The following is a 15889-nucleotide window of genomic DNA, read 5'->3' as shown; positions in this document are numbered from 1 at the left end:
TCCGGCGTCATCATTGCACCTTTGTCGGTGCATCAACAACTATTGTTGAGTCATGAGCGAAAACGATCAGCAGCATCCTCCGAACCGATTCCGAGGGGCATGGGAGGCGTTCCGGCGCGGACGCGGATCCTCTCACTCCGAGTCCGAACCCGAAGCAACCCCATCGCAGGCGGTCAGTCCCGAGGAGATCGCACTCAGCCGAATCGAAGCCGAGGCCAAACCGTATGTGGCTCCCGGTCTCAAGCTCGCCGCTGCGTGGTCGTGGCGATCGATCGTCGTGCTCGTGGCGATCGGTGTGGCACTCTGGCTGCTGTCGAAGATCTCCAGCGTCGTGCTGCCCGTGCTCATCGCCCTGCTGCTGGCCGCTCTGCTCGCGCCCCTGACCGGATGGCTGAAGAAGAAGGGCGTGCCTCGAGGCGGGGCCGCCGCGATCTCGTTCATCGGGTTCATCGTCGTCGTGCTCGGACTCTTCGGCCTCGTCGGTCAGCAGATCTATTCCGGCATGCCCGACCTCGTCAAACAGGTCATCGCCGGTGTGTCCGGGATCAGCGGCTGGCTGGCCTCGAGCCCCTTCGGCATCGACGCAACGACGATCTCGAGCTATATCGACGACGCCATCGACACCGCGACGAACTTCTTCCAGAACAACAGCAGCCAGCTTCTCGGCGGCGCCCTGGAGGCCACCTCCTCGGTGGGCACCTTCCTCACCGGTATGGCCGTCTGTCTGTTCGCGACGTTCTTCTTCCTCTACGACGGGCAGAAAATCTTCAGGTGGGTGATGAACCTGCTGCCCGTCCCGGCCCGTCCCGTCGCCACGGGTGCCGCTCTGAAAGGGTGGACGACCCTGGTGCAGTACGTGAGGGTCCAGATCCTCGTCGCCGCCGTCGATGCGATCGGCATCGGCATCGGCGCTGCTTTCCTCGGGATCCCGTTGGTCATCCCCATGACCGTGCTCGTCTTCCTCACCTCGTTCGTCCCCGTCGTCGGCGCCATCGCCTCCGGCGCAGTGGCAGTGCTCGTAGCGTTGGTCTCGAACGGTCTGGTCAGCGCCGTCATCATGCTCGCGGTTGTCATTGCCGTCCAGCAGATCGAAAGCCAGGTCCTCCAGCCGTTCCTCATGGGCAAGGCCGTGTCCGTCCATCCGCTGGCTGTGATCCTCGCGGTCACCGGCGGCGGCTTCCTCTTCGGCATCGTCGGCGCTCTCTTCGCCGTTCCCCTGGTGGCCGTGCTCAACAGCGTCGTCAGCTATATCGTGCGCACGAACGCCGGTGATTCGGACGAAGACGAAGCGGAAGACGATGCCAAGCGTGACCCGGACGAACGCGAGGCCACAGCGGTCCTCGGGACGGCGAAGGAACGGCTCACCGATGCCGTCCACGAGTCCGCGGGAGTCGAACGTGCATCAGGTTCCGCACCGACCGATTCGACGGAAACCGGAACAACCGGTTCGACCGCCTCGGGTGAGACCGGTTCGGCAGAACCTGGACAGCCGAAGAAGGGCCCCGATGCCTGAGGCTCGGACCAGACGATCCGGGGCAACGCGTCCGAATCGGGATCCGGCGGGACGCATCTGAACCGGAATGAATAGAGAAGTGGGCGGGTGCGATCGCACCCGCCCACTTCTGTTCGGTCTCGATCAGCCGGTGAAGGCTTCGACGGAATCGACCTTGACCTCGATGGTCTTGCCGTTCGGAGCCTCGTATGAGGTCTTGTCTCCGGCCTTGACGCCGAGGACAGCCGCTCCGAGCGGCGACTTCTCCGAGAAGACGTCGATATCGGAGTCTCCGGCGATCTCGCGGTTGCCCAGCAGGAATCGCATGGAGTTGCCGGCAACGCTGGCGGTCACGACGGTTCCAGGTGCCACGGTCTTGCCGTCGCTGTCGCTGGAGCCGACCTTCGCGTTCCGCAGCAGCACCTCGAGCTGGCGGATGCGGGCTTCCTGTTTGCCCTGCTCATCACGCGCTGCGTGATAACCGCTGTTCTCCTTCAAGTCACCCTCGTCGCGGGCGGCTTCGATCTTCTCAGCAATCTCTGCACGACCCGGTCCGGAGAGATGCTCGAGTTCCTTCGACAGGCGGTCAAAGGCTTCCTGGGTCAACCATGTCTCTTCCTGGGTGACTTCCTCGGTCATGACTTCTCCTTCTTCGGTCGGTGCACTGACGGGCGTGTCAGGCAACGAAAAAACCGGGCGTATGGGCACGCCCGGAAGTTGAATGAAACTACAGTGTAACGCATCTGCGGAGAAAAACGATGAGTTCGATCACGTCCCCGGCCGTGAGGCGGAGGTTCGCGACCGCAAGATGCGTCCCCGTCCGAGAACTATTCGAAGGGACTAGAGCGACCCGGCTCCTGTGGTTTCACCAGGCGGCCGAAGCGGTCAAACGTTCGGCCTATTCGAACCAGCAGGAGTCCACGTGTCCGGAGGCGGCCAACTGAGTCGTGGCCAAGTCCACGTCGATGCGTTTCGGCGAGTTCGGATCAGCGTTCGGATCGGCGGGAACGGTCACCTCGGTGAAGCCGACGATCGCTTCCTGCTCATTCGTAGCCTGGACGATGCAGTGCACGTCGCGTTTCTGATCAGGAAATATTCCGACGCTGACGCGCGTTGAAGAATCATCGACAACCGAATAGTCAAGAGTGCGCGGTGTTGTGGGATTCGTCTGCGGGCGGAATGCCCAGACGGCGATGACGGCGACCACCAAGGCGAGGACGATGACGGCGATGATCTTCGCCCGACGTCTCAGCTCTCGCTTGGGTCTGCTGGTCCGGCCGTAGCGATCATCATGCAGTGGTGGTGCCACTGTTACCTCAGTCATTGAATTCCTCTTTAAGTACTTCGCGCACTAATCTAGAGTAGTCGATCCTCTGCCGGCGATCATGTCAGCCGCACCGCCGGCAGCAGGTGGCCACCAGGCTGAATCGAAAGGGACATTTAGGATATGACTTCGCTTCCGTACCATGGGCTGCGCCTGTTGGCCGTCCATGCCCACCCCGACGACGAATCCTCCAAGGGTGCGGCAACGAGCGCGAAGTACGCTTCACTGGGTGCCCGGGTGCTCATCGCCACCATGACCGGTGGCGAGGCCGGCGACATCCTCAATCCCGCTCTCCTGCAGAGCCCGAAGGCCAGCCGCGACATCGCGGGTCTCCGTCGTGAGGAGATGGCGACCGCTGCCGCAGCCCTCGGCGCCGAACATGTCTGGGTCGGTCACGTCGACTCGGGGCTGCCCGACGGTGATTTCGACAACCAGACTCCTCCCGGATGCTTCTATCGGGTTCCCGACGAGGTGGCGATGCTTCCCCTCGTGCACATCATCCGCACATTCCGTCCACAGGTGGTGACCACCTACGACGAGCTCGGCGGATATCCTCACCCCGACCACATCAAGAACCACGCTGTGACCATGGCCGCTGTCGAAGCCGCCGCAGATGCGACCTCGCATCCTGAGCTCGGCGAACCGTGGCAGGTGCAGAAGATCTACTTCAACCAGGACCTGTCGGCGAAGAAGTGGATCACAATCCACGAGAAGATGGTCGAAGCGGGACTCGAGTCGCCATTCGCCGACCACCTCGAGGATTTCAAGAAGCGTGACAACCAGCGCCACAACTGGCTGAGCACCCGCATCTCCTGCTCCGAGTTCTTCTCCGCCCGCGATCGTGCGCTGCTCTCCCACGCCACTCAGATCGACCCCGAAGGCGGTTTCTTCTCCGCGTCGCGCAAGGCCGCTCGCACGTACTGGCCGACCGAAGAGTTCGAGCTGGCTCTCGACCTCACCGGCCGTGAGCCGCTGAACCGGGAATCGGACTTCCAGGAGACCGACCTCTTCGCTGCCGTGACCTTCGATGACGGTCGTCGCGTTCCCACCGAGGGGATGCTCCCGGACTCGCCGGCTGCCGACGACCTCGACGCTGATTCCGCCGTCCCGACCGAAAGCGACACCCGCGCATGATCTTCGCGTCCTCTCCAGCCCCGACTCCGGACGGAGGCACACCGGACCCGGATCTGGTGACGCCCGGAACCGTCGGCTTCCTGGCCACCCTCGCCATTGTCGTCCTGACGATCTTCCTCATCAGGGATGCCCTCCGCCGCGTCCGTCGGGTGCGGGCGCACTCGGGCGCCAGCGATGCCTATCCGATCCCGCTGCGCAGGCATGTGGTGCCCAACCAGTCGAAGCTCTCAGGGCCGGAGGCACCCGAACCGGAGACCGCTGACAGCGACTCCGACCCGGCCGCCGATACCGGACCATCCGATGCAGATCGCCGAGGCGGCTCGGCGGAGGAGCCGATCGATTCCTCCGAATCCACCGACGAACGGAATGAACGAGCCCGAGACTCTGAATTTTGAGGCTTTGAGGTCCTGACCCCACAGACAACGGCGCGATCACCGATCGGTGATCGCTCCGTGCGCGTCCGTGCGGACTCAGCCGAATGGAGTTCAGTAGGCTGCGACGGCGGCGATGATGAGTGCGGCGAGGTGGCAGCCATAGCCGAGGATCGTGAATATGTGGAAGATCTCATGGAAGCCGAGCCACTTCGGTGAGGGGTTCGGGCGCTTGATCCCGTAGATCACCGCGCCGGCGATGTAGCACACGCCGCCGACGACTACGAGGAGTCCGACGGGGAAGTTCGTGGCCCAGATCTGGGGAATGTACCCGACTCCGGCGACGCCGAACCCAACGTAGATCGGGACGAAGAGCCACCTCGGCGCGGTTGTGAAGATCGTACGAAAGGCAGCGCCGAGTGCGGCGGCACCCCACAGCACGGACAGCAGGAGGACTGCCTGGTCGGTGCTGAGCATCAGCACTGCCAGCGGCGTGTACGTGCCTGCGGTGATGAGGAAGATATTCGCGTGGTCGAGCCGCCGCAGGATGAGGCGGACGCGGGTGCGCCAGCGGCCTCGGTGATAGACGGCGGAGGTGCCGAAGAGCAGCATGCCGGTGACGGCGAAGATAGCGGCGGCAATGCGCGACTCGATCGTCGGGGAGATGATCACCAGTGCCAGGCCGCCGATCATCGCCAGAGGGAACGCCCCGGCGTGGAACCAACCGCGCAGCTTCGGCTTGACCTGACCCGCCAGCTTCGTCAGTTCGGCGCGTAGTGCTGAGCGGCGACGGGCGATGCGGTGGTCATCGGCGGGCGGAACATCATCCGCACCCGCTGAACCGACCGGCCCGGAGCCGTCGGGAACAACTGGAGAGGAATCGGTGAGCGAAGCATCCATGACTCCATGGTAGCCAGCGGACCTGAGGCCTCATTCAGCATCGTCGGCTAGTAGTCTGTACAGTATTCGAACCGACCGACGACCCATGTGGAAGAGGACAGCTGTGGCGCGACCCGTGAACCTGCTCTATCGGCTGTACGAGCGACGGCTCAAACGTGAGCTCGACAAGTCGGTTCCGGTTCCACGTCACGTCGGAGTCATCACCGACGGCAACCGCAGGTGGGCCAAGGAATTCGGTGCGACGACCGCTGACGGTCACCGCGCCGGAGCGGCGAAGATCGTCGAGTTCCTCGGCTGGTGCCACGAGATCGATGTGGAGATCGTCACTCTCTACGTTCTGTCCAAAGAGAACCTCGCCCGCTCGGCAGAAGAGGTGTCGATCCTCATCGAGATCATCTCGGACCTGGTGGAGAAGATCGCCGCGCTCGACGGCGTCGGCGTCCAGCTCGTCGGTGATCTAGACATCGTTCCCCCGGATCTGCGTGCCCGCCTGGAAGCGGTGACGACGACCGAGGACTGTGGAATGCGCGTCAACGTCGCCGTCGGCTACGGCGGTCGGCAGGAAATCGTCAATGCTGTGAAGTCCCTGCTGCGCACACGGACCGACGACGGCACTGACCTGGAGTCGATCATCTCCGAACTGTCGCCGGAGCAGATCGGCGAACACCTCTACACCAAGGGCCAACCCGATCCCGACCTCATCATCCGCTCCTCGGGAGAGCAGCGACTCTCGGGCTTCCTCATGTGGCAGAGTGCCTATTCGGAGTTCTACTTCTGCGAAGCCTATTGGCCGGACTTCCGCCGTACGGACTTCCTCCGAGCCGTGCGCGACTACGGTCTGCGGCAGCGGCGCTTCGGCAAATAGGCCGTGCCCGCCGCCGGCGAGACTTACCGGCCGTCTGACGGCGGAATCCCGCATTCACTCGAAGTTCATGACCCCGACTTGCCCGAGCACGCGTGCCGCTACCGCCTGCGGGGGTGAACCGGGTTAGGTTGGCTGTAGTTGGTCGACACCAACCCGAGGTCGGGGGATGTCAGAACCGGATCTCGGCGGAACTCACGCCTCAGAGGTCCTCATGGCTGAAAAAGTCCACACCTACGTTCTCGACACCTCGGTGCTGCTGTCGGATCCCGGAGCGCTTCTGCGCTTCGCCGAACACCACGTCGTCATCCCGCTCATCGTCGTCTCCGAACTCGAGGGCAAACGCAATCATCCCGAACTCGGATTCACCGCACGCAAAGCCCTCCACATCCTCGACGACTTCCGTTCTGACTACGACCGATTGGATCAGCCCATTCCCGTCGGAGACGCGGGCGGAACGCTGCGGGTCGAGCTCAACCACATCGACGCCTCCACGATGCCGGTCGGCTTCGACCGGACGGAGAACGACACCCGCATCCTAGCCGTGGCCCGCAACCTCTCTGCCGAAGGCTGTGATGTGGTCGTCGTGACCAAGGACGTGCCGATGCGAGTCAAAGCTTCGGCCCTGGGTCTGCACGCGGAGGAGTATCTGGCGGAGCTGGCCGTCGACTCCGGGTTCACCGGGATGAGCGAGCTCGGCCTCGACGACGAGCAGATGAGCGAGTTCTACGATTCGGGGTCGGTCGTCACCGAGGATGTCTCCGACGAGGTGGTCAACACCGGGGTCGTCATCACCTCACCGCGCGGATCCGGACTGGGACGTGTGCGCAGCGGCAACCGAGTGTCGATGGTGCGCGGGGATCGTGACATCTTCGGCGTCCACGGACGGTCGGCGGAACAGCGGATCGCCATCGACATGCTGCTCGACGACGCTCTGGGGATCGTATCGATGGGAGGGCGAGCCGGAACGGGGAAGTCCGCGCTGGCTCTCATGGCGGGCCTGCAGAAGGTGCTCGAGGAGAACAAGCATTCGAAGATCATGGTCTTCCGTCCCCTCTACGCCGTGGGCGGGCAGAACCTCGGCTACCTGCCCGGCAGCGAAGGGGAGAAGATGAACCCCTGGGCGGAGGCCGTGTTCGACACCCTCAGTGCGCTGGTGAGCAAGAACGTCATCGACGAGGTGGTCAACAGGGAGATCCTCGAGGTGCTTCCGCTCACCCACATCCGCGGACGGTCCCTCCACGATGCCTTCGTCATCGTCGATGAAGCGCAGTCGTTGGAGCGCAATGTTCTGCTGACCGTGCTCTCACGCATCGGAATGAACTCGAAGGTGGTGCTCACCCACGATGTCGCCCAGCGTGACAACCTGCGAGTGGGCAGGCACGACGGAGTCGCCGCGGTGATCGAGAAGCTCAAGGGCCACGAACTGTTCGCGCATGTCACGCTGACGCGGTCGGAGCGGTCGGAGATCGCCGCCCTGGTCACCGATGTGCTCGAGGAATTCGACCCATTCCGGTCCTGAGCCTCTGCTCCGGTCGCCGACCGCTCACGTTACCGCCGATGTCTCGCGCTATTCGGCGAGCGGTCGACGCTGGGGTGGGCGGTCGACGGGACTCGAAATGGGCCGCCAACACGAAACGGCGCCCGGACAGTATCGTCCGGGCGCCGTTTCGTTCTGTCAGATCGGAGGCTTACTTGTAGCTGCCGATCATGGTGGTGACGTCGAGGGCCTTGTCGAGGTCAGCCTCGGTGATGGAGCCGTTCTCGACGAAGCCGAGCGCGATCGTCGCTTCCTTGACGGTCATCTTGTTGGCCACGGCGTGCTTGGCGATCTTCGCGGCCGCCTCGTAGCCGATGACCTTGTTCAGCGGGGTGACGATGGAGGGGCTCGCCTCGGCGAGGAAGCGGGCACGCTCCTCGTTGGCGGTGAGTCCGTCGATCATCTTCTCGGCCATGACGGTCGAAGCATTCGCGAGCAGGCGGATCGACTCGAGCAGGTTCGACGCCATGACGGGGATGCCGACGTTGAGCTCGAATGCGCCGTTGGTCGACGACAGCGACACGGACGTGTCATTGCCGATGACCTGTGCGGCGACCTGAATGGTGGCCTCGCAGATGACCGGGTTGACCTTGCCGGGCATGATCGACGAACCGGGCTGCAGGTCGGGGATGGCGATCTCGCCGAGGCCGGTGTTCGGTCCCGAACCCATCCAGCGCAGGTCGTTGCAGATCTTCATGTAGCCGTAGGCGATGGTCCGCAGCTGACCGGAGGCCTCGATGAGTCCGTCCCGATTGGCCTGGGCCTCGAAGTGGTTGCGAGCCTCGGTGATCGGCAGTCCGGTCTCCTCGGCGAGGATCTCGACCACTCGGGAGGAGAAGCCGTCGGGGGTGTTGATGCCGGTGCCCACGGCGGTTCCGCCCTGCGGGACCTCTGCCACGCGCGGCAGGGAAGCCTCGATGCGCTCGATTCCGTAACGGACCTGAGCTGCGTAGCCGCCGAACTCCTGACCGAGAGTCACAGGAGTGGCATCCATGAGGTGGGTGCGTCCGGACTTGACGATCGAGGAGAACTCCTTCGCCTTCTTCTCCAGCGAAGTAGCCAGGGTGTCCATGGCCGGGATGAGGGTGTTGACCAGGGCCTTGGTCACAGCCAGGTGCACTGAGGTGGGGAAGACGTCGTTCGACGACTGCGAGGCGTTGACGTGGTCGTTCGGGTGGACGTTGATTCCGTCGGCTTCGAGCGCCTTGGTCGCCAACGAGGCAAGGACCTCGTTGGTGTTCATGTTCGACGAGGTTCCCGAACCGGTCTGGAAAACGTCGATCGGGAAGTGGGCGTCGAATTCGCCTGCGATGACCCGGTCGGCGGCGTTCTGGATGGCTGTGGCGCGGGCTTCGTCAAGCACGCCGAGTTCGGCGTTGGCCTTCGCTGCGGCCTTCTTCACCTGTGCCAGTGCGGCGATGTGAGCGGATTCGAGGGTCTTGCCGGAGATCGGGAAGTTCTCGACGGCACGCTGGGTCTGTGCGCTGTAGAGGGCGTCCTTGGGGACTTTGACCTCACCCATGGTGTCGTGTTCGATGCGAAATTCTTCGGTCATTGTTGTCCTTTCCGTTGAATGCCTGGGAAATGATTGCGGAGCTCAGGCTCGTTGGGAGACTGAACGGCTGACCACCGAGGTGGCCGGTCGCTCAAGAAGCATAGGTGGAGACTGCGGCCTCGTCGCCTCCGTATTGGGCGACGACCGTGGTGTGGCCGTCGTGGAGCTGGTAGGTGAGCCCGACGATGATGAGTCGGCCGTCTTCGACGGCGGTCTTGATGATCGTGGACAGCTGCATGATCTTGTCGACCGTGTCCATGGTGTTCTGGCCGACGGTCTCGTTGATCGTGGTGCGCCCGTTCTTTCGGGCCCGGGCCACCGTCGGCAGGATGCGGGCGACGACGTCGGAGATGAATCCCGGGGGAGTCTCACCCGAGTCGTAGGCGTTGTAGGCGGCGGTCACGGCCCCGCAGCTGTCGTGACCGAGCACGACGAGCAGGGGAGTGCCGAGCATCTCGACTCCGTACTCGAGCGAGCCCAAGGTGACAGGATCGACGACCTGTCCGGCATTGCGCACTACGAACATGTCGCCGAGGCCGACGTCGAAGATCATCTCAGCGGCGACTCGGGAATCCGAGCAGCCGAAGAGAGTGACGAACGGGGTCTGGCTGTCCGACAGGGATTCGCGTCGCGCCGTGTCCTGGTTGGGGTGCCGCGGGACATCGTCGACGAAACGCTGGTTTCCCTCGAGGAGTCGCTTCCACGCCTGATTGGGCATTGCTTTCGCACCTGCTTCCGAATTGTGTGCATCGCACCCGGGCCCGGGGGCGATTGGAGGTCAGACCAGTCCGCGGCGTGCGGCTTCTTCGGCGGCCTCCACGTAGGAGTGCGTCTTCGCGGCCTGGTGCTCGGCGAAGACCTGCCGGACGGTCCCCGACTTCGACCGCATCACCAGGGAATGCGTGGTGACGTGGCCACCCTGGAACTTCACTCCGTCGAGCAGGTCGCCGTTCGTGATGCCCGTGGCGACGAAGTAGCTGTTGTCACCGGTGACGAGGTCGTCGGTATTGAGCACCTTATTGACGTCGAGGCCGGCCGTGGCGGCGGCTTCGCGCTCTGTGTCGTCCTGCGGCCACAGACGGCCCTGGATGACTCCGCCGAGTGCCTTGATGGCGCAGGCGGTGATGATGCCTTCGGGGGTACCGCCGATGCCCATGAGCATGTCGACGCCGGTTCCCGGACGGCAGGCGGCGATGGCTCCGGCGACGTCGCCATCGGTGATGAGCTGGATGCGGGCTCCGGCGGAGCGGATCTCATCGATCATCTGCTGGTGGCGGGGACGGTCGAGGATCATCACCGTCACTGAGGCGGGATCTTTCGTACCCTTCGCCTTGGCGACGCGGCGGATGTTCTCAGCGATCGGCAGACGCAGATCCACGGCGTCAGCGGCATCGGGGCCGGTGACGAGCTTCTCCATGTAGAACACGGCCGAGGGATCATACATCGCACCGTCTTCGGTCACAGCCATGACAGAGATCGCATTGGGCATGCCCAGAGCGGTCAGGCGAGTGCCGTCGATCGGGTCGACAGCTACATCGCAGTGCGGTCCGCCGCCGTCGCCGACCTGCTCACCGTTGAAGAGCATCGGAGCTTCGTCCTTCTCACCTTCGCCGATGACGACGGTGCCGGCCATGCGGACGGTGGAGATGACATTGCGCATCGCGGCCACGGCCGCTCCGTCGGCTGCGTTCTTGTCGCCGCGGCCGACCCAGGGGGCGGCGGCGATGGCTGCGGCCTCGGTGACTCGGACGAGTTCCAGAGCCAAGTTGCGGTCGGGAGCATCCGACTCGACCTGAGCCTTCTGTGACCATGAGTCGGTCACTGCGACAGGCGGAGCCTCCTCATCAACTCGTCCTCGGTCATGGTGAGATTTCACATCAACAGGCTCTTTGGAGTCACTCATGCTTCCAATTGTGCCACCCCTGTGATCGGGGTCGCGACAGCGGTGTCCGCTTGTGGCCGCAGTCACGTCCTTGGACCGGAATTGGCCCTACGCGCGCGAGCCGGGGACAATGGCGGTGTGAATGTCCGAAATGGTGCTGACGAGACGGGTACTCGAACGGTCGTCGACAAGGCGACGCCGAGTCCTAGGGGAGAGTCCATGGCTGATGAGTCCGGAGTGATGCTGCCGGGGTCCCGGGAAGAGATGCGCTTCCTGCGCAAGAACTCGAACTGGGTCAATATGGTCATCGCGATCCTCGCCTGTCTCGCAGTCGCCGTCGGGATCCTGTTCCTCGCCCCGCAGCCCGAAGTCGACTCAGAACGTGTCGTCGACTATCAGGGGATCGCCGAGCAGTCCCAGGGCAATGCAGAGTTCGACCTCATCGTTCCGCAGATCCCGCGTGGATGGACGTCGAACGAAGCCAGCCTCGATCGTGTGGGCGACTCCGAATACATCTCGTGGTACATGTCGTTCATCGGCCCCGACGACCAATGGGTGAGCATCGAACAGGCCGAAGCGAGTGCGAACTGGGCGAAGCGGAAGACCGATGAGGCAGTCGCTGCCGAGAAGGTGACCGTCGGAGGTGCCGACTTCCAGGTTTACCGCACTGAGGAAGCAAAGGAGTACTGGGTCACCCACAAGGGCGATATGTATGTCGTTCTGACTGCCACGGCTGCGCCGGACACCGTCAACAGCTTCGCCGATCAGGTGGCAGCCGAACTCAAATGACCTCAGGCTGACCCGAAGTTCTATTCGTTGTCGTCCGAGGACTCCTCACGGGCCTTGTCGAGGCGTTCCCGTGCTCCGTCGAGCCACGCCTGGCACCGGTCGGCCAGAGCCTCGCCACGCTCCCATAGTCGCAGTGAGTCTTCGAGCGGCAGGTTGCCGGTCTCCAAACGCTTGACGGTCATGACGAGTTCTTCGCGCGCCTGCTCGTAGCTGAGCGTGCTGATGTCGGGCTGGTCCTGTTGGGGCGTCGGTTCGGTCATCGGTGTCTCCTCCGCAGAGTGTGTGGAACGTGGACAGAGTGTGGAGTTGTAGTCAATCGTCGGTCGTTGAATCGTCGGTCTCCGAAGTGACCTCGGTGATATCTGCGTCGAAACGACCACGAGCGACCCGGACATGGACGGTGTCGCCGGCGGCGACCTCGGCGGCATTGCGGACGGCCTGACCTTCGTCGGTCTGCACCACGGCGTAGCCGCGCTCCAACGTCCGCAGGGGAGAGAGGGACCTGGCTTGGGAACGGAGATGCTGGATCTCGTTCTGAGCTTGGATGAGCAGTCCGTTCGTCGCCTGCAGACTGCGGCGGCGGATCATCGTCAGTTCGTTCTCATGCGCGGTGATCATCGTCTGCGGTTCGGCGAGCACCGGCCGTGATCGCACGGCGGTGAGCATCTCCTGCTCTCGGTCGAGGATGCGATTGACGGCAGCCTCGAGCTCGGCGCGGGCACGCAGCAGATTCATGCCTTCCTCGGCGACATCCGGAACGATCCTCTTTGCAGCATCCGTGGGTGTTGAAGCCCGCATGTCAGCGACCTCATCGAGGATGGGCCGGTCCGCCTCGTGCCCGATCGCCGAGACGACCGGTGTCTGCGCGGCGGAGACGGCACGGACGAGGGCTTCATTGGAGAACGGCAGGAGGTCTTCCATGCTGCCGCCGCCGCGGGCGATGACGATGACATCGATCTGCGGGTCCGCATCGAGCTCGGCGAGGTTCTTCATCACTCCCGGCACGGCATCCGGTCCCTGCACGGCACAGTTGCGGACTTCGAATTCGGCGGCAGGCCAGCGCAGGTGCACATTGCGGATGACGTCCTTCTGCGCATCCGAATCCCGTCCGGTGATCAACCCGATCCGGTTCGGCAGGAACGGCAGGCGCAGCTTCCGGTTGGGATCGAAGAGCCCCTCGGCGCCCAGCTGCTTCTTCAGTCGTTCGAGGCGGGCGAGGAGTTCGCCGAGTCCGACGGCGCGGATATCGTTGGCACGCATCGTCAGCCGACCGGTCTTCGTCCAGAAGTCGGCTTTGAGATTGGCGACGACGTGGTTGCCCTCGGTGAGCGGAGCTCCGGTGCGGTCGAGGACGTTCTTCCAGATCTGGACCGGCAGTGACATCTCGACATCGGTGTCGCGCAGGGTCAGGTAGCTGGCCTTGCCGCGATGGTTGAGTTCGACGACCTGCCCTTCGATCCACACGCTCGACATGCGGTCGATATAGGACTTCATCTTCGAAGACAGCAGACTCAGCGGCCACGGATTCTCCGCTGTGGTCTCGGCTGCGGTGGCGGCGAGCTCCTTCTGCTCGGCCGTTTCGCCGAGCGTGCCGGGAGTGCCGGAAATTCTTTGCGCCATTTAAGTCCCCTTCCGAATCCCAAGCCTAACGAACGGCACTGACGCAGCCCATTCCTGGCCGCAGTCGATGCCTCCGGCTTAGACTGAACGGGTGAGCGTCGTTTCAGTACCTGCCCCGACCATTCCGCGCCGGCGTCTGGCACCTGGCGAGATCCGCACTCCGGTCAATGCTGACAAGAGGGTGCTGCTGGCCGCACCGCGCGGCTACTGTGCCGGCGTAGACCGTGCTGTCATCGCCGTCGAACGCGCCCTCGAGCATTTCGGCGCACCGATCTATGTCCGCAGGGAGATCGTGCACAATCGACATGTTGTCGAGACACTTACCGAACGCGGAGCCGTCTTCGTCGATGACACCGATGAAGTCCCGGAAGGTGCTCGGGTCGTGTTCTCCGCTCACGGAGTCTCACCGGCCGTGCACACCGAGGCTGCCCAGCGTTCGCTGTCGACGATCGATGCGACATGCCCGTTAGTGACGAAAGTCCACAAGGAGGCCATCCGGTTCGCCCGGGACGGCTTCCGCATCCTCCTCGTCGGCCATGCCGGACACGAAGAGGTCGAGGGCACCATGGGCGAGGCGCCGGAACACATCACACTGGTGCAGAGTCCGGAAGAGGCCCGCACCATCGAGGTTCCCGATGCCGAGAAGCTGGTGTGGATCTCACAGACGACCTTAAGCGTGGACGAGACTATGGAAACAGTGGAGATCCTGCGTGAGCGCTTCCCGCACCTGCAGAATCCACCCAGCGATGACATCTGCTACGCGACACAGAACCGGCAGGTCGCAGTGAAGAAGATCGGGCCCGACGCGGATCTCGTCATAGTCGTCGGGTCGGCGAACTCCTCGAACTCCGTTCGCCTCGTCGAAGTCGCCCTTGAACACGGGGCGAAGGCTGCCTACCGTGTCGACTTCGCCCGCGAGATCGACGAGACATGGTTCCACGACGTCGCCACGGTCGGAGTCACCTCCGGAGCGAGTGTTCCCGAGAACCTCGTCCAAGACGTGCTGCAGCTGCTGGCCGACTACGGATTCAACACCGTCGAAGAGGTCGTCACCGCCGAAGAGGACCTCATCTTCTCGCTGCCGAAGGAACTGCGCAAGCTCGGCTGAGCTGAGCAAATCCGCTACGCGGCGCGACGGGGAGTTCCACGACTCAACGGAGTCGACAAACGCTGTCGATTCTCAGCTTGTCCCCGTCTGCCGATCATGCAGATGAGTCGGACCGTGTCCGTCGAAGTCCATGGCCCGAGGGCGACTGAGTTCTTCTGCGCTGATGCCGCGAGTGCGAGTGTCGAGTTCGGCCACGGCATCGAGTTCGTCAGCGACGATCCCGGTCGACGGGAACTTTCTGGCGGTGACGAGGAACCGGGACTCCAAGGACGAGACGAACCGGTTGTAGTCCTCGACGGAGCGGTCCAGGCTGGCCCCCATCCGTGACACATGAGTCACCAGAGTGCCGATACGTTCGTAGAGTTCCGTGCCCAGCCGCAGCACCTCGGCCGCCGAAGTGGACATGTCCGCCTGCCGCCAGTTGAGCGCCACGGTCTTCAACAGCACCAGCAGAGTCGCCGGTGAGGCGAGGACGACGTTCTTGCCCAGTGCATGATCGATCATTTTCGGGTAGCTTGCCGCGGCCGCGGAGAGCAGACCGTCGGTGGGCACGAAGCAGACGACGAAGTCGGGGGAGGCTTCGAACGCCTTCCAGTACTCCTTCGATGCCAGAGCATCGACATGTCGCAAAAGTGCGCGGGCATGGTCCTGACCGCCCGTGCCTGCGTCGGCCGCCTCGTCGGAAACCTCGCTCATCCGCGCCGACAGGGGAGTCTTTGCATCGATGACGATCGTGCCGCCGCCGGGCAGGTGGACGACCATATCGGGTCGGTGGCGCTTACCATCGCGTTCGACGCTGACCTGGGCGTCGAAGTCGACATGGGGGAGGAGGCCGGCATATTCGACGATGCGTTTGAGCTGGACTTCGCCCCAATCCCCGCGGTGGGTCGTCGAATTCAAAGCGTTGGCCAGTGACCCAGCGGATTCCTGGAGGCGGAGGTTCTGTTGGCTGAGGTGCCCGATCTGGGAGTTCAGTCGGGTGATCTGTTCGATCTGCGTGCGGTCCTGAGAGTGCAGGTTCTCCTGCAGGTTCTTCACGCTTGCCGCCAACGGTCCGATGGCCGCGGTGATCTCACCGGCCATTTGGGCATCGGCCTCGAGATCTTCGGTGCGCTGGGACAGGATGCGTGAAGTGGTCTCGGCGCGAGTGAGTCTCTCGAGGTACCGGGATCGTGTGAGGGTACGTCCGAGGAGGAACCCGAGGGCGGCGGCGAGGACGATCGCCACGATGAAGCCGATGATGACTGCGGCAGCGGGGAAAGCATTCATGGTTCCAGGGTGACAGAGGGCACTGACGCGAGAATTCGAGGAC

Annotated in this window: 16 protein-coding genes; 7 read left to right on the top strand and 9 right to left on the bottom strand. The window is 63.6% G+C overall.

Translation table 11 applies throughout. From position 1 onward, the window contains the following. The first annotated feature begins 52 nt into the window (after positions 1 to 52). Positions 53 to 1513, top strand: coding sequence for an AI-2E family transporter (locus tag D3I60_RS08820; protein WP_262775757.1), 1461 nt, complete (start codon positions 53 to 55; stop codon positions 1511 to 1513). Positions 1514 to 1636: 123 nt separating this feature from the next. On the opposite strand, the gene greA is transcribed toward D3I60_RS08820, so the two are convergent. Both greA and D3I60_RS08810 read right to left on the bottom strand, forming a co-directional pair. Further along, entirely contained in the window at positions 1637 to 2131 is a 495-nt protein-coding gene (gene greA / locus D3I60_RS08815) for a transcription elongation factor GreA (RefSeq protein WP_101546580.1), read from the bottom strand. A gap of 259 nt (positions 2132 to 2390) precedes the next feature. Continuing rightward, a complete protein-coding gene (locus D3I60_RS08810) occupies positions 2391 to 2816 on the bottom strand; it encodes a DUF4307 domain-containing protein (protein WP_262775756.1) in 426 nt (141 codons plus the stop codon). A 123-nt stretch (positions 2817 to 2939) separates the two neighbouring features. Between D3I60_RS08810 and mca the strand changes: the two genes are divergently transcribed. Together mca and D3I60_RS08800 are read left to right on the top strand one after the other, a co-directional pair. Beyond that, complete coding sequence (mca, locus tag D3I60_RS08805; RefSeq protein ID WP_262775755.1) at positions 2940 to 3950, top strand: mycothiol conjugate amidase Mca; 1011 nt, start codon at positions 2940 to 2942, stop codon at positions 3948 to 3950. Then, a complete protein-coding gene (locus D3I60_RS08800) occupies positions 3947 to 4345 on the top strand; it encodes a hypothetical protein (RefSeq protein ID WP_262775754.1) in 399 nt (132 codons plus the stop codon). The genes mca and D3I60_RS08800 overlap by 4 nt, the downstream gene beginning before the upstream one ends. Before the next feature lie 90 nt (positions 4346 to 4435). Here D3I60_RS08800 and trhA read toward each other — a convergent pair whose 3' ends face one another. Then, positions 4436 to 5221 carry a PAQR family membrane homeostasis protein TrhA gene (trhA, locus tag D3I60_RS08795; protein ID WP_262775753.1) on the bottom strand — a complete coding sequence of 262 codons (786 nt, stop codon included), beginning with the start codon at positions 5219 to 5221 and terminating at the stop codon, positions 4436 to 4438. A gap of 103 nt (positions 5222 to 5324) precedes the next feature. Here trhA and D3I60_RS08790 point away from each other — a divergent pair, with 103 nt between their 5' ends. Both D3I60_RS08790 and D3I60_RS08785 read left to right on the top strand, forming a co-directional pair. Next, positions 5325 to 6086: an isoprenyl transferase gene (locus tag D3I60_RS08790; RefSeq protein WP_262775752.1), complete on the top strand. Its 762-nt coding sequence runs from the start codon at positions 5325 to 5327 to the stop codon at positions 6084 to 6086. 211 nt (positions 6087 to 6297) lie between these two features. Then, a complete protein-coding gene (locus tag D3I60_RS08785) occupies positions 6298 to 7605 on the top strand; it encodes a PhoH family protein (protein ID WP_139466815.1) in 1308 nt (435 codons plus the stop codon). Between the two features lie 169 nt (positions 7606 to 7774). On the opposite strand, the gene D3I60_RS08780 is transcribed toward D3I60_RS08785, so the two are convergent. The 3 genes from D3I60_RS08780 to glpX all read right to left on the bottom strand — a co-directional run bounded on the left by D3I60_RS08780 (position 7775) and on the right by glpX (position 11081). Next, entirely contained in the window at positions 7775 to 9178 is a 1404-nt protein-coding gene (locus tag D3I60_RS08780; protein ID WP_262775751.1) for a class II fumarate hydratase, read from the bottom strand. A 91-nt stretch (positions 9179 to 9269) separates the two neighbouring features. Then, positions 9270 to 9896, bottom strand: coding sequence for a carbonic anhydrase (locus D3I60_RS08775; protein ID WP_262775750.1), 627 nt, complete (start codon positions 9894 to 9896; stop codon positions 9270 to 9272). Between the two features lie 60 nt (positions 9897 to 9956). After that, entirely contained in the window at positions 9957 to 11081 is a 1125-nt protein-coding gene (gene glpX / locus D3I60_RS08770; protein WP_262775749.1) for a class II fructose-bisphosphatase, read from the bottom strand. A gap of 198 nt (positions 11082 to 11279) precedes the next feature. Here glpX and D3I60_RS08765 point away from each other — a divergent pair, with 198 nt between their 5' ends. After that, positions 11280 to 11849 (top strand): DUF4245 domain-containing protein, encoded by a 570-nt coding sequence (locus tag D3I60_RS08765; RefSeq protein ID WP_262775748.1) that lies wholly within the window; start codon positions 11280 to 11282, stop codon positions 11847 to 11849. A gap of 20 nt (positions 11850 to 11869) precedes the next feature. Here D3I60_RS08765 and D3I60_RS08760 read toward each other — a convergent pair whose 3' ends face one another. After that, entirely contained in the window at positions 11870 to 12109 is a 240-nt protein-coding gene (locus tag D3I60_RS08760; protein ID WP_262775747.1) for an exodeoxyribonuclease VII small subunit, read from the bottom strand. Between the two features lie 52 nt (positions 12110 to 12161). After that, positions 12162 to 13469, bottom strand: coding sequence for an exodeoxyribonuclease VII large subunit (xseA, locus tag D3I60_RS08755; protein ID WP_262775746.1), 1308 nt, complete (start codon positions 13467 to 13469; stop codon positions 12162 to 12164). 91 nt (positions 13470 to 13560) lie between these two features. Here xseA and D3I60_RS08750 point away from each other — a divergent pair, with 91 nt between their 5' ends. After that, positions 13561 to 14577, top strand: coding sequence for a 4-hydroxy-3-methylbut-2-enyl diphosphate reductase (locus tag D3I60_RS08750; RefSeq protein WP_262775745.1), 1017 nt, complete (start codon positions 13561 to 13563; stop codon positions 14575 to 14577). A gap of 72 nt (positions 14578 to 14649) precedes the next feature. On the opposite strand, the gene D3I60_RS08745 is transcribed toward D3I60_RS08750, so the two are convergent. Continuing rightward, a complete protein-coding gene (locus tag D3I60_RS08745; protein WP_262775744.1) occupies positions 14650 to 15846 on the bottom strand; it encodes a DNA recombination protein RmuC in 1197 nt (398 codons plus the stop codon). Between the last annotated feature and the right edge of the window lie 43 nt (positions 15847 to 15889).

The organism is Brevibacterium permense (assembly GCF_025506275.1).
Lineage (GTDB): Bacteria > Actinomycetota > Actinomycetes > Actinomycetales > Brevibacteriaceae > Brevibacterium > Brevibacterium permense_A.
This window is presented reverse-complemented; position numbering and strand designations above follow the sequence as displayed.

Bases quoted from the DNA above. Each gene is read 5' to 3' on its own strand.
- D3I60_RS08820 (WP_262775757.1), top strand. From the start codon at position 53: ATGAGCGAAAACGATCAGCAGCATCCTCCGAACCGATTCCGAGGGGCA.
- greA (WP_101546580.1), bottom strand. From the start codon at position 2,131: ATGACCGAGGAAGTCACCCAGGAAGAGACATGGTTGACCCAGGAAGCC.
- D3I60_RS08810 (WP_262775756.1), bottom strand. From the start codon at position 2,816: ATGACTGAGGTAACAGTGGCACCACCACTGCATGATGATCGCTACGGC.
- mca (WP_262775755.1), top strand. From the start codon at position 2,940: ATGACTTCGCTTCCGTACCATGGGCTGCGCCTGTTGGCCGTCCATGCC.
- D3I60_RS08800 (WP_262775754.1), top strand. From the start codon at position 3,947: ATGATCTTCGCGTCCTCTCCAGCCCCGACTCCGGACGGAGGCACACCG.
- trhA (WP_262775753.1), bottom strand. From the start codon at position 5,221: ATGGATGCTTCGCTCACCGATTCCTCTCCAGTTGTTCCCGACGGCTCC.
- D3I60_RS08785 (WP_139466815.1), top strand. From the start codon at position 6,298: ATGGCTGAAAAAGTCCACACCTACGTTCTCGACACCTCGGTGCTGCTG.
- D3I60_RS08780 (WP_262775751.1), bottom strand. From the start codon at position 9,178: ATGACCGAAGAATTTCGCATCGAACACGACACCATGGGTGAGGTCAAA.
- D3I60_RS08775 (WP_262775750.1), bottom strand. From the start codon at position 9,896: ATGCCCAATCAGGCGTGGAAGCGACTCCTCGAGGGAAACCAGCGTTTC.
- glpX (WP_262775749.1), bottom strand. From the start codon at position 11,081: ATGAGTGACTCCAAAGAGCCTGTTGATGTGAAATCTCACCATGACCGA.
- D3I60_RS08765 (WP_262775748.1), top strand. From the start codon at position 11,280: ATGGCTGATGAGTCCGGAGTGATGCTGCCGGGGTCCCGGGAAGAGATG.
- D3I60_RS08760 (WP_262775747.1), bottom strand. From the start codon at position 12,109: ATGACCGAACCGACGCCCCAACAGGACCAGCCCGACATCAGCACGCTC.
- xseA (WP_262775746.1), bottom strand. From the start codon at position 13,469: ATGGCGCAAAGAATTTCCGGCACTCCCGGCACGCTCGGCGAAACGGCC.
- D3I60_RS08745 (WP_262775744.1), bottom strand. From the start codon at position 15,846: ATGAATGCTTTCCCCGCTGCCGCAGTCATCATCGGCTTCATCGTGGCG.